The 13,441-nt window shown below is 52.0% G+C and carries 10 protein-coding genes and 2 tRNA genes; 5 read left to right on the top strand and 7 right to left on the bottom strand.

Going from position 1 to position 13,441, the window contains the following annotated elements; translation table 11 throughout:
* Window positions 1-45: 45 nt before the first annotated feature.
* The 5 genes from JHJ32_RS03930 (at window position 46) to JHJ32_RS03910 (ending at window position 2,946) form a co-directional block, all read left to right on the top strand.
* On the top strand, window positions 46-504 hold the full coding sequence (locus tag JHJ32_RS03930) for a regulatory protein RecX (RefSeq protein WP_200119977.1): 459 nt from the start codon (window positions 46-48) through the stop codon (window positions 502-504).
* 63 nt (window positions 505-567) lie between these two features.
* Window positions 568-643: transfer RNA gene (locus JHJ32_RS03925), tRNA-Gly, on the top strand.
* Between the two features lie 56 nt (window positions 644-699).
* A tRNA-Leu gene (locus JHJ32_RS03920) sits at window positions 700-785 on the top strand.
* A 196-nt stretch (window positions 786-981) separates the two neighbouring features.
* The gene (locus tag JHJ32_RS03915) at window positions 982-1,941 is read left to right on the top strand and encodes a hypothetical protein (protein WP_200119976.1); all 960 of its coding nucleotides are present in this window, start codon (window positions 982-984) and stop codon (window positions 1,939-1,941) included.
* Window positions 1,942-2,100: 159 nt separating this feature from the next.
* The gene (locus JHJ32_RS03910) at window positions 2,101-2,946 is read left to right on the top strand and encodes a universal stress protein (protein ID WP_200119975.1); all 846 of its coding nucleotides are present in this window, start codon (window positions 2,101-2,103) and stop codon (window positions 2,944-2,946) included.
* Window positions 2,947-3,017: 71 nt separating this feature from the next.
* Here the strand turns inward: JHJ32_RS03910 and JHJ32_RS03905 are convergent, their stop codons facing one another.
* The 7 genes from JHJ32_RS03905 to JHJ32_RS03875 form a co-directional block, all read right to left on the bottom strand.
* Window positions 3,018-3,800 carry an endonuclease/exonuclease/phosphatase family protein gene (locus JHJ32_RS03905; RefSeq protein WP_200119973.1) on the bottom strand — a complete coding sequence of 261 codons (783 nt, stop codon included), beginning with the start codon at window positions 3,798-3,800 and terminating at the stop codon, window positions 3,018-3,020.
* 94 nt (window positions 3,801-3,894) lie between these two features.
* Window positions 3,895-5,232 carry an IPT/TIG domain-containing protein gene (locus JHJ32_RS03900; protein ID WP_200119971.1) on the bottom strand — a complete coding sequence of 446 codons (1,338 nt, stop codon included), beginning with the start codon at window positions 5,230-5,232 and terminating at the stop codon, window positions 3,895-3,897.
* A 47-nt stretch (window positions 5,233-5,279) separates the two neighbouring features.
* Window positions 5,280-6,143: an endonuclease/exonuclease/phosphatase family protein gene (locus JHJ32_RS03895; protein WP_200119969.1), complete on the bottom strand. Its 864-nt coding sequence runs from the start codon at window positions 6,141-6,143 to the stop codon at window positions 5,280-5,282.
* A gap of 9 nt (window positions 6,144-6,152) precedes the next feature.
* Window positions 6,153-7,811 carry a RagB/SusD family nutrient uptake outer membrane protein gene (locus JHJ32_RS03890; protein WP_200119967.1) on the bottom strand — a complete coding sequence of 553 codons (1,659 nt, stop codon included), beginning with the start codon at window positions 7,809-7,811 and terminating at the stop codon, window positions 6,153-6,155.
* A gap of 27 nt (window positions 7,812-7,838) precedes the next feature.
* A complete protein-coding gene (locus JHJ32_RS03885; protein WP_233632460.1) occupies window positions 7,839-11,228 on the bottom strand; it encodes a TonB-dependent receptor in 3,390 nt (1,129 codons plus the stop codon).
* Between the two features lie 169 nt (window positions 11,229-11,397).
* Window positions 11,398-12,552, bottom strand: coding sequence for a FecR family protein (locus tag JHJ32_RS03880; protein ID WP_200119963.1), 1,155 nt, complete (start codon window positions 12,550-12,552; stop codon window positions 11,398-11,400).
* 127 nt (window positions 12,553-12,679) lie between these two features.
* Entirely contained in the window at window positions 12,680-13,279 is a 600-nt protein-coding gene (locus JHJ32_RS03875) for an RNA polymerase sigma factor (RefSeq protein WP_200119961.1), read from the bottom strand.
* Window positions 13,280-13,441: the final 162 nt, after the last annotated feature.

The following is a 13,441-nucleotide window of genomic DNA, read 5'->3' as shown; positions in this document are numbered from 1 at the left end:
CAACATTTTTTGGGTTCTGCAAGAATTTTTTGCCATTTTGGACCTATGGAAGTGAAGGAAAAGGCGCGGGCCAAAGCCGAGCAATACTGCGCGTATCAGGAACGGTCGCAACAGGAGGTACGGGACAAGTTATACGGTTGGGGATTGCACCAACTGGACGTGGAAAACGTTATCGCCGATTTGATTGCTGCCGGTTTCCTGAATGAGGAACGGTTTGCACTGGCCTATGCATCAGGCAAATTTCGGATAAAAGGCTGGGGCCGTCACAAAATCAGACAAGGCCTACTGCAAAAATCCGTATCGACGCCGCTTATCCGTACAGCATTAGCCAGCTTGGATGATGATGCCTATCGTGAAAAATTATACGAATTGCTGCAAGCAAAAGCCCGGTTGGAAAAGGAAAAGCACCCCTATAAACGAAAAAACAAACTGCTTCGTTATGCCTTAAGCAAGGGATATGAAAGTGAACTGGCTCTGGAACTATTGAGTGACAATGAATTGTGATTTTTTTGAAAAAAGTATTGACAGAAGCTGAAAACTCCCTATATTTGCATCCACAAACAGCAAGCGAAAGTAGCTCAGTTGGTAGAGCGCAACCTTGCCAAGGTTGAGGTCGCGAGTTCGAACCTCGTCTTTCGCTCCAGAAGTCCCTTCTTCTTGCAAAAAGAGAAGGGATTTATTGTTAACAGACTATTAGTCGCCTAGGTGGTGGAACTGGTAGACACGCAGGACTTAAAATCCTGTTCGCCCTAAAGCGAGTGCGGGTTCGATTCCCGCCCTAGGTACTTAAAAGCCTTATAATCAACTGATTATAAGGCTTTTTTTCATTAAAACGCAAAATCGCTTTTGAGTTTCAACGGTTTTTACTTGCCCGACCAACGTTTTTACAGCACAGATAAAACATAACACAATGGTAACCTATCCGTAATCACCAGCAGACATTAGTTAAGTTCCTTGCATAGCGACTTACACATCAACTGCATGGATGTTTCTTCAATTGTTATGTATCTGGGCTTTGTCCTGGCGTCTTATTCTGTCGTGGGAAATGACACCATCCAGACCCTAGGTACTTTTTTAAGTTCCAATGAACGAAAAAGGTGGTGGGTACTCTGGGCATTTGCGGGAGGCATTCTCGCGTGTACCCTTATATTTGGGTATTTGAACCATGCGGGGGATGTTTCTTACGGCAGGCTCGAAAAATATCCGCTACCCGATCCCTTTGAATGGTATTTTCTATTGCCGCCTATTATCTTACTACTCCTAACCCGTACGGGAATACCGGTGAGTACTTCTTTTTTGATTCTGACCTTCTTCAATCCGGAAAACCTGACCAGTATGGTGACCAAATCGGTCTGGGGGTATGTCGTGGCTTTTGTGGCAGCACTGACGCTGTATTTCACGATTTCGAGGTTATTAGAAAAAAAATTCATTGAAAACCCGATCACCCGGAGGGAGAATGAGGTATGGACGGTGTTGCAATGGGGCTCTACGGGATTCCTATGGTCACAGTGGCTTATACAGGATTTTGCCAATATTTATGTATACCTGCCCCGGGCCTTGACGCCATGGGGGCTGGCATTCTCCTTATTGATTATACTGGTTATATTGGCTTACATCATTGCCTCAAAAGGGGGAACCATCCAGCATATCGTCCGCTCGAAGACCAATACTGTCGACGTCCGTTCAGCCACAATCATCGATTTCTCTTACGGTATCATTCTTTATTTTTTCAAAGAACTGAACAATGTGCCCATGAGTACCACCTGGGTATTTATCGGTATTCTTGCCGGTAGGGAAATTGCGCTCAATTTTATGCTGCGGAAAAATGAGGGGCGCCGCGCGATGTTCAGAAACCTGGCCGTGGATCTGACAAAGGTGGTCATTGGACTGGTGGTGAGTATTCTGTTGGTCTTTGCGGTTAAATACCTGGCTACGTTATGAACAACCCGGTATGCATAAACACTTTTTCCCGAGGATTGTTTCCTCGCTGGCTTCCCTTTCGTAGCCGATCTGCCGCCTTCGGGTGTACGGGTACTGAAAGCGACGGGACGCTCCAATAGGACCCAGAATAGAAGATGAACGAAGTTTTATAGCATCATCATGATGAAAAGTATACTTTTTCCAACCGACTTCTCCAGTGCATCGCTCAACGCATTTGGTTATGCACTTAAATATGCCGAAAAAACACAGGCAAGACTTGTTGTTTACCATAGTTTTATGCCAGGTGCGGAACTTAACGAAGAAACCCGCGAAGTTTATAAAAAACTTGATATTGAAAACTTCCATTCTAAGAAAGATAAGTTTCCACCGTTTGAAAAACTCATCGAAGAGCTCAAGGCAGACAGCGTAAAGATGAAGTATGTTGTTGAAGAAGGGGCTTTTATAGAAAATTTCAAAGCATATGTCGAGCGTAAGGAAGACGCGATAGAACTGGTGGTTATCGGTGCACAGGCAGCAAAGAGGGGGATGTTTGAAGTCTTTCTGGAGACCAACACCGCTATTATCCTTGAGGAGATCAATAAACCGGTAATCGCCGTACCTCAACGAGCCCGGTTTGATGGCGTGATTGACCATATAGCGTTTCTGGTCGATTACCACGAGGATGAGCGCGCTCCCGTGACCCAGGTTATGAAAACCTGCCGGGAGTTTGGCGCTAAGCTCCATGTCCTGCATTTTGATCTGGCCCATGGGGAATCCGTGGTGCCGCTGATGGACCGATTCAGGAAATCCCTCCGCGTACCGTATACAGAGGATACGGTGTTCCGGTCCATCGATACGATAGACCTAAAAGCCGCCCTTGCTGATTATTGCAGGTCCAACCATATCGATCTGGTCTGCCTGGTCAACCACAAACGTAACTTTTACCAACGCCTTTTTTCTTACAGCCTTGCCCAGGATCTGTTGCACAGTATCGACGTGCCGGTTATGGCTATTTACAACGATTAAGAGACCGCACTTCACCAACCGGGCACGCAGTGCACTGCCATCGCTTTCACCGAATCCCGGCCGATATGGGTTCAGCGAAACTCCAGCTCGACATACACAGGCAGGTGATCCGAGGCATATCGCTCTTCAATCACTTCATGCTTGACAACCTCAAAGTGCGCCTTTGGTCCGAACATGATGAAATCGATTTCACGGTTCGGTGATTCAACCGGTATGGTGAAGCCATTAGTGACGCTGCTCCGCCGAAAACACGCGTCAAGCAGGCGGATAGCCTCACTGTCCGGTTGAGCATTAAAATCACCACCGAGTATCACAGGAAGGTCCAGCCCAGCCCCCCATTTCACGATCTCCCGTGCTTGCAGCAACCTGTTTTCTGGTTTGAGGTCAAGATGGGTACACGCAAACACCAATGGTTTGCCCGCACGTGGCTCCACGACGGCCATCGCCAGCGTGCGGGGTTCGCCGCCCACGTTTTCTGCCATGGGCAATGGCTGGTTTCCAGTCGTCATAAACGGATGTTTCGATAAAATAGCAACGCCGTATTCCCCACCTTGGTAATCGATGGCTTTGGCAAAATAATGATGCATACCGGTAAGCTTGCCCAGCTCCTTCGCTTGATCAGCATGCTTGCCCGATCGCTCGGTGTAGACATCCACTTCCTGCAGTGCCACCAATTCGGCACCGCTTTCACGGATAACACGGGCGATGGCCTCCAGATCGATACTGCCCTGTTTGGACGGCGGATTGGCATGGTGGATGTTATACGTGAGTACCTTCAACGGCTGCGCGTAACCCATGCTTACCAAAAAAAGCAGCACAGTACAAATAAAAGGGATGTAGCTTTTGTTCTTCATTTTAAATTGTATCCTATTTTTTTTACTTGCAAATAAGCCGGCCGGAACCTGGACCGGTCCCGGCCGGCGCTAAAAACAACAAATATAGCCGGTTTTAATTCGTGCGTATCAAACGTCGGATAGCATGGTTTTCCAGATCGGCCACATAAATGTTGCCTTCCCCATCAAGCGCCAAACCAACCGGTGTGTTATACCGTGAAGTCGTCGAAGGCTCGCCATTGACGAATCCGGATTGGCCGCCCCCGCCGAGCGTCCGTACCTCTCCTTCCGGGGTCAGCACGCGGATGGCGTGGTTGTCGTTGATTTCCGCGATGTATATATGGCCGTCGTCAGCGGCGTGCACACCCCATATCCCGAAAAACAGCGCCTCAGCCTCCGGCCCGTCTGCATGCCCGTACTGCCGCGATCGACTACCGGCGATGGTCGTCACCATGCCGTCCGGCGTCACTTTCCGCACGCAGTAGTTGAAGCGGTCGGCGATGATCAGGTTGCCGTCCCGGTCGATATCGACTCCCGGTGCACGGTTGACCTGCGCCGTTTCCCGAGGACCATCCCGATAGGCTTGGACCCCATCCCCCACGTAGGTGCTTACGGTACCGTCCGGCGCGATGCTCCTGATCCGGCTGTTATTGTAGTCCGCAACGTACACCGTACCGTCATTGGCCACGGCTACGTCAAGCGGTTGGTTGAACTGGGCTTCAGCACCACGTCCTTCGGCATACCCTTGGGTGCTTCCGGCAAGGGTACTTACCATACCGGTTACTGCATCGATCTTGCGCACAAGGTGGTTGTTGCGGTCAGCGACGTAGATGTTGTCGTCTTTATCAATGGCAATACCGTAGGGCCAGGCGAATGTTGCCTGATCCGCAGGCCCGTCCTGCCGTCCCTGCGCTCCGGTACCCGCTACCAACGACACCTGCCCGTCTGGACTGACTTTGCGAATCCGGTTGTTGTTGCGGTCGGAGAAAATCAAGTTACCCTTCGAGTCGAAGACCACGCCCCCCGGCCGGTTGAGCAGCGCTGACTGCCGTGGGCCTTCCGCATAGCCCATTTCGCCGGTACCTGCATAGGTTTCCGCCCGGTAGATGGCAGGCGCCGCCATATAGGTAAATACGGGTCCGCTTGCCGATCGCCCTCCAACGATAACGGATATCGATCCGGTCGATCCTTCTTCCGGCACTTCGACATGGATGGTGTGCTCGTTGAAGTGTATGATACGGGCTTCGACCCCGTTGATCTCCACCCGGTTTTCCGCGCGTACACGGCTAAAGTTTTCGCCCTGTATGGTAAGCGTTGACAAGGGATGCCCCTGCTCAGGGGAGATAGCGGTAATCATCGGATCGCCTCCCGAGGCCGACCCGTCATTATCTTTCTTGCATGCGGTCATGAGCACTCCCAATGCCATGAACAGCGCGTAAATCGTTCGTTTCATTTATAATGATGTGACTAATCGTTTTCAATTTGTATGAATGAGTTCTCTTACCTGTATACCAGTTCAGCAACCACAGGTCGGTGATCAGAGGCATACGTCTCGTTGACCGACGCATACCCCACTACCGTGAACGCCGATGAGGCGGCCTGATTCAGGAAAATAAAATCAATGGCCCGACTGGGGCTGGCGGCAGGAATGGTGTTGGGGCAGCTCCCGAGACAAGCCACCCGAAACACATTTCCAGCGACAAGCCGGTTGATAGTTTCCGAGCCGACCTGGGCGTTGAAATCGCCGCCGAGGACGAACGGAGCACCAAGGGCTTCATTTACATCCCTTAACTTGTCGACCTGTAGATTGCGTGTTTCGGCATGTGAAACGTCGAGGTGTGTCGTCCCAAAGTAAATGCGTTCGCCATTTTCGGTTTCAACGGCGATCACGGCCAATGAACGAGCCTCCGTCGAAACACCAGGCACGCTCGGCAATTCGTGCCGCACACGTTGCACTATGGGGTATCTGGACAAGATGGCATTGCCGTATTCACCTCCCTGGTAATCGATCGACTTGCTGAAAAACACCTGCATGCCCGTACGGGTGGCCAATGTCCGAGCCTGATCGAGCGAAGGCCCCGACCGTTGTGTCCGTACGTCCACCTCCTGCAAGGCGACGACATCGGGATTTACGCGGTTAATTACAGCGGCGATCGCTTCAATGTCTATTTCGCCCGGCCGAGAAGGCGGATTGGCATGATGGATATTATAGGTCACCATCCTAACGGTATCACCGGATTTGATGACCGTCCCGGTCTGCGGCGGATTCGGCTCACCTGGTTCATCAAGGTCGCTGCCGACCTTTCCGCACGCGCTGACCAAGAACAAAAAAGCAAAATGGATCAATACAGGAACTTTTTTCATGTTGACTTATCAATTGACCCAGCCTGGGTTTTGCCCCAGTTCCGGATTACGATTTACCTGTTCCATCGGCACAGGCAACAAATAATTCTTGGGATCCTCAAACCGACGTCCGTCATTGACGATGATATATCCTTGGTCGTCCACGCGCAGGTTGGCTACGTCGGCCTGCACTGCGGCAAACGAACGGCGCATGCCTTTAACATCGGCGCCCAACAAATATCCCTGTTTCCAACGCACGATATCAAACCAACGCTGACCTTCCATGGCCAGCTCTACATGTCGTTCACGGCGTATCTCTTCACGTACGTCCAGCCCATTGGCCTGCAGCCAAGCCAAATCCATGCGCACCATACCCACCCGATCGCGGAGCAAATTGATCGTGCGATCGACGTCAGCTTGCGTGAGCGTTCCTTGTTCAAGCTTAGCCTCTGCCAATGTAAGCAGCACTTCAGCGTACCGGATCAGATGGATATCGTTCTGATCCCGGCTCACCTGCGCCACGGTAGGCACATGCACATATTTGGTAAAATAAAAGCCACTGAGCGTCACGCTCCCTCCGGGGTTGCCGGCGATGAAACGTGGAGCTGTATAAACTGTCAGATCCGTGTTGTCCGGGTTGCCGTCATTACGTCCACCCCATGTCGCCCCCGGGGGCAGAATGGTCTGCCGCATCCGCGGGTCGCGGTTTTTGAAAATGTCCGCATATGAATTTTCCTCGTATACCGAGGCGGGGTGGGTAATCGGATAGCCCAATGTGTCCAGGTAGGTGTCCACCAACGCCTTGGTCGGGTTGAAGCGGCTGGCCTGGTCGGGCACCTGGATTTCGCGGCTCAGGTTGTGCATACTTACATCCGACAGGTACGCCCGCGTCAGGATAGATTCCCGGTTATTGCCGGCCGCCAGCTTGCCTGCCCATGTGAAAAGCTCGTTATAGCTGGTTTCAGGATTTCCGTTGCTGTACAGCTCGTAGATGCCGAGGTCAATGCAATCCTGGGCCGCCCGTTCGGCCACATCATAACGCCCGGCATATAATGCGACACGTGCTTTCAGTGCGTAGGCTGCACCTCTCGAAATCCGCCCCAAGTTGGCGCCGGTCGGTATCTCGGCGGGGAGGTGCTGCGCGGCCAGGTCAAGGTCATTGAATATGAAGTCGATAACTTTTTCCTGCGGATCACGGGGACCGTATACCTCATCGATGTTCAATGGCTTGTCCACAATGGGCACGTCACCGAAAAAAAACGTCAGATAGAAATAAAGCAGCGCACGGATCACCCGCGCTTCACCAGCCAGCGCTTCGCGCCGTGCTTCACTTACGCTTTCGGCCCGATGGTAGTTAGCCAGAAAGTTGTTGCAGTGCCGGATACCCGCATATTGGTCTTTCCATTGATTATTCACCGTGGCCAGATCATAGGTGTAATTTCCGGATGCGATCAGCCGGTAGGCATTGCTGGCCGTTGAATTGATGCTTTCGTCACCCATTTGGCCGATGTCTACCGTGTTCTTGTTTTTGATAAAGGCATAGCAGGTATTTACCCCGAGCATGAGGTGTTCTTCCGTTTGCCAATACGTTTCATCCACGATATTATCGAGCGGTACGCGGTCGAGAAAGCCATCGCTACAGGAAGTGGCCATCGTCAGCAAAGCGATATAGATGATTGATTTTTTCATCGCAATATTTTTTATCCGTAAGTTGATCTATTTCAAGTTAGCACTAATTCCAAAAATAAACGTTTTCATCTGGGGGTATACACCGCCGGTGGTATTCACCGGCACCTCCGGATCAAACGCGGAATAAAAGTTGGTAAGTGTAAGGAGGTTTTCGGCCGAGGCGTATACCCTCACCTTGCCAAGGCCCAGCTGACCAAGCGCACGTTGGGGCAGCGTATAGCCGAGTTGGATGTTCTTGAGCCGCAAGTACGAGGCATCTTCGAGCCAGAACGTCGACATGCGGGTGTTGTACGTCTGGTTGTATACCAGGCGGGGATAGCTGGCATTGGGGTTTTCGGGTGTCCAACGGTCGAGATGCGCCTGATGCGGCATGGTGCTCTGGTTGATGAATGCATGCCGCGCTTGCCCGGACAGCAGTCCGTTCACTTTGCCCACGCCCTGGATGAAAAACGAAAAATCGAACCCTTTCCAAGCCAAATCACCTCGCAGCCCATAAGTATAGCGAGGAATGGCATTGCCGATGACGGTGCGATCCTTGTCAAGCGAGATGTATTCCCGCTCCGGATCATTGAAGTCATAGGATTTGTCCGGGTCGGTAGTCGGCGTCAGCACCCGGTAGATGATGTCGCCGGGCGATATCGGATCGCCTTCAATATGCGGGAAGCGCGGGGTGTACGCGCCAGTAACGGGGTTATACTCAAAATCGGCCTCCTGTGCAATGCGATCAGCCACCAGGCCATAAAACGCATCGATGGGATCACCCACGCGGCGGATACGGTCGCCAATCACTGGCGGGGCGCCGCCGTAGTCAGTCACCCGGTTCCGGACGTCGGCCAAGTTTGCGGTAATGCCGTACCGGACGGTGTTTATTGTGGATCGCCATCCTACCTGCACTTCCCATCCACGGTTTTCTACACTGCCTGCATTCTGCACGGGAAAGTTTGCGCCGAACACGTCCGGCAGCGGCACAGCCAATAGGATATCGTTGGTCTTGTTCACATAATAGTCGGCCACAACGTTGAGCCGGTTGCCAAGCAACGTGAGATCGAGCCCAACGTTGCTTTTCAGGGAGCTCTCCCAAGACAACAGGGGATTACCTACGTTCGGTTGCCAGAACGCATTGGTCAGCACGTTGCCGATGGGCATGGTGGTACGCGATGCGTAGGTATTCATATACCCAAAGTTCATCAGTGTGCCCGATGTGTTTTCCACACGATCATTTCCCTGCGTACCGTATGAAAAACGTATCTTACCCATGTCAACAATGTCTTTTATCCGCCCACGGAAAAACGGCTCTTCGGTAAACACCCAACCACCGGATACCGAGCCGAACCAATTCCACCGCAGTGAAGGATGGAAACGTGAGGATCCGTCCCGGCGGAAATTGGCCTCCAGCAGGTAGCGGTCTTTGAATGCATAATTTACCCGGCCAAAAAAAGAACGCAGCGCCCACTGCGTTGTGGGATTGGAATTGAGCTGGTTCTCTGTACCGATATTAAGACTTGGAATTCCTTCCACGGGGAAATGCGTACGGCTGGCGTTGATGTCATTGTTGACGTCTTCCTCCTGCGAAGCAGCCACCATGGCTTTGATATAGTGAGCATCCGCAAAGGTCTTCTCGTACTCCAGCATACCCATCAGGTTGATGTAATTGCGCGTGAAGCTGCGTACTTCCATCCGGTTGGGTACGTTGTTCTGGTAGACCAGCTCACCGTAGGGATCGATGTAGTCAATGGTATTGACCATCACCGTACGGCGGGTATGATAACGCACGTTGCCCAATTGGCCGCGTAATCGGAGGCCGTCCCAGATGTGCAGGCTGGCCTGTAAGTTGCCAGTGAACTCCTGGGAATTAAACTTGTCTGTGCCGCCATCGGTGGTGACGGCGATTGGATTGCGCTGCCCGCCATGATAGCCCCAACCTCCGGTAGAAAACCGTACAGGTACCAGCGGACTGATGCCCATGGCCGCGTTCAGTGGGCCTCCGGTATTGCTTGGGTTTTCCGCTGAGGCGAGGTAATTCCGGTCGATGTAACCGACATTGCCGTCGATCGTCAGGCGATCGAACAACGTGGTATTGAACCGTGCACGGATATTATGGCGGTGCGAGTTGAAGTTATCGCCCGTAACCATACCGCCCTGATTGAGATAACCGTAGGCGAGTCGGTAGGTGGACTGGCCCATCCCACCATTCACGGACAGGTTGTGGCTATGCTGGGGAGCGTGGCTGTTATAGATTTCATCGATCCAGCGAGTATTGGCAAAATAATCGGGGTCGGTGCCTTCGCGCGCAATCCGAATCTGCTCGTCCGTCCATGCGGGGTTATTCCGGCCGTTGACCAGCGCTTCGTTCATCAGTTCCATGTATTCCCACGAATTGGCCATCTCCGGCAACGTAACAGGCATCTGCATACCATAATATCCATTATAATTGATATCGGCCTTGCCGTCGTCAGCGGCCCGTCCTTTTTTGGTGGTCACCAAGATGACGCCATTGGCACCGCGGACTCCGTAGATGGAAGCTGAAGCCGCATCCTTCAGTACGGACACGCTTTCCACATCTTCCGGATTGAGGATGGACATATCGCCGCCCGGCACCCCGTCAATGACCACCAGCGGTCCTGCGTTATTCAACGTATTGATTCCCCGGATGCGGATGTTGGTATTGTTTGTCCCCGGCCGGCCGTTGGTGTTCACCACGGTTACTCCAGGCAATTGTCCCTGCAGGGCCTGGTTTACCGAAACGATGGGGCGCGCGGCAAAGTCCTCTGCCTTGATTGAGCCCACCGCACCGGTGAGGTTGATTTTTCGTTGCTCACCGTAGCCCACGACCACCACTTCGTCAATGGCTGACACCTGTTCTTCCAAAGCTATCCGAATACTCGTACGGCCGGCCACGCCCACTTCCACAGTTCGATAACCGATTGAGGATATTGTAAGTATGGCTTGTGGATGTACGCGAACGGTGAAATGACCTTCCTTATCGCTCACCGTCGATGTTCCCGCGTCTTTCACCTGTATCCCTACCCCCACAAGCGGCATATCGGTGTCTTTGGCATCAACCACCAGCCCGCGTACCGTAATGAGTGAATCCTGCGGAAACCGCGTCGCAGTTCTACGGGCCGCCGGTTTGCTAATAATGCTAATCTGCTTACCGCGGATACGGTAGGCAAGGCCTGCCTGTTCCAGTACCTGGTCCAACACGGTGAACAAGTCTTTGTTTTCTGCCGTGATCGACACTTTGCGGCCTGACACAGCGTTATCCTTATATACGATGGCGTAGTCGCTCTGGCGTTGTATTTCGTCAAAGACCTCCGCGATGGAACCATTCTTGATATCCATGCTGATACTCTGTGAATAGGTTTCGGCGTGCGCCGCCGCCAGTCCCAGCATGAGGCAAAATGAGACAAATTTCATTGTTCGTAAAAGCTTTCGAACCAATCCCGCCTTTTTTTGTGGCTTATGGCGGGAGTAGATTTTTTTCATAAATTTGTTTAATTTTTATTAATGACTTCAGTTAATAAAATGTCCGGCAGGGTGGTGTTGCAGCACGTACCCTGCTTTTTGCGTTTTGAGGTTAGGGCGATTAATTTTTCCGTGAAATAACGATCCTCCTTTCTTCTTGGTTTATTCGGTAAATATCCGATTCATAGATATCCGACAGCACGTCGGCCAGTGGTTGGGTAAGATCAAGACGGCCGGAGATTTTTTCGTCGCCCGCCTCCGCACCATCGGCCAATACGACAGCGGTGTTATAAACCCGTTCCAGCCGCCGAATCAAACTATGTACCGGCACGCTCTTCAAAATCAATTGTTTCTTGGTCCAGGAAATGTCGTCTTCCCCGCTGGCATCGGCCAGTGTCAATTGCTGATCCATTCGGCTCAAGGTTGCTTTTTTACCCGGCTTAAGGCGGACCGCCCGGAAACCATCCCGCTGTTTGCTGGTCAACATGATTTCTCCGGTTAGCAAGACGGCCGAACTGAAATCATCATCGGCATATGCGCTGATGTTGAACGAGGTTCCTACGACGTTGACTTCCATATCGGCGAGATGTACGGCGAAAGGCTTTCCCCCTTGGCGTGCCACGTCAAAATACCCTTCACCTTCCAAATACACGTCGCGGCTATCTCCGGCGAAAAATACCGGAAAAACAAGCCGCGAACCGGCGTTCAGCCAAATCCTCGTCCCGTCCGAAAGCATCACTTCTGTCCGCTTCCCGTAGGGAACGGACAGGGTATTATAGATGTCGGCGCTGTTCAACGTCAATTCGCGCTGGATACCGCGGCTGTCGGTGATGGTCAACATCGAATCGCGATAGCGTACGACGGTATTGTCACCGATGGATAGCACTTCGCCGGCACTGGACGTCAGCCGGACGGAATCCATCGCACTCAGATCGGTACGTTGCGCTTGCGCAAGCTGTGTCAGGAGGTCGCCCGTTCCCTGCACATCCGGCCGGCTAAGCCATAACCCGATTGCCGTCACCAAGACAATAGCTGCGGCACCTGCTGCAAGGCCGATCCACTTGTATTGGCGCACGCGAACCGGTACAGCGCTATTTGATACGGTGTATGTGATGCTGTTCCATAGCCGTTCCTTGTCAGATTTATCCATTGTTTTCTCGTCGGCATGCCTGGCTATCATACCCCCAATCTGCGCTGCCGCATCTTGATCATCGCCCGGTTGCTTCGAATCCCGTAATTCCCGGGGAATTTCTTCTTCTTCTTCGTTTCCGTCCATAGCTTTTCTTTACTACCCATCATAGAGAGAGCAGGCAGCCATTTGTATACAAGCCGCCATTCAAAAAAATCACAACACACTGAATATAAAAGAATTATTTTTTTCAGAGATATCCTTAAGGATAGCATCAAGGGCGTTTGGTGCACAGGACGAACAGCAGGTTCAGGGCTGACATTCGATGCTTCAGGTTTGCGCGCAGCTGCTTGATCGCCCGGTACACCATTATCCGGCAGGAGGTCGCCGTGATATCCATGATATCCGCCGCTTCTTCATAACTCAACCCGGAGTGGAACCGCAAGTACAGTGCTTCGCGCTGCCTGCCGGTAAGCAGCGCAAGTCCTTCGGCAAGCAGGGCAAGCCGCTCGCGCTCGCGCTCATCGAGCATGATCATCGTCTCCGCATCCTGGTTGACTGATAAATGGAATTCCACCGTTGTGGTATCAAGCAGCCGGTACCGCTCGGACCGCCGCATCGCGGCCAACACCTTTCGCCTCAATGAGGTGTAAAGGTAGGCCTTCACATTGACCTCCCTGTCCAGCCTTGCGCGGTAGACATGCAGATCGACAAAAAGGTCATGTATCGCGTCCTTCACCGTTTCTTCATCAGCGCAAAAACGGCTACCAAAGGAAAACAGCCTGTCCGCAAAGCAATCGTATAGCTTGCGGAACGCATCATCATGCCCTGCCACAAAGTTTTTCCAGTACGTATTTTCGGGTGGAACCACCATCTTCATCCTGTTGTCCGGCGCAAGCCGCTGCCGGTTGCCTGAGAATTTTCAAAGATACAAGACTTATATTAACTGTATATTAATTGGGTGGCAGGCAGTTCGGCATTGAACTACGGACTTCTTTAACGACGCGCAAAAACGGCATTTTATACCAAAGGCATT

Source organism: Parapedobacter sp. ISTM3, from assembly GCF_016533505.1.
GTDB lineage: Bacteria > Bacteroidota > Bacteroidia > Sphingobacteriales > Sphingobacteriaceae > Parapedobacter > Parapedobacter luteus.
This window is presented reverse-complemented; position numbering and strand designations above follow the sequence as displayed.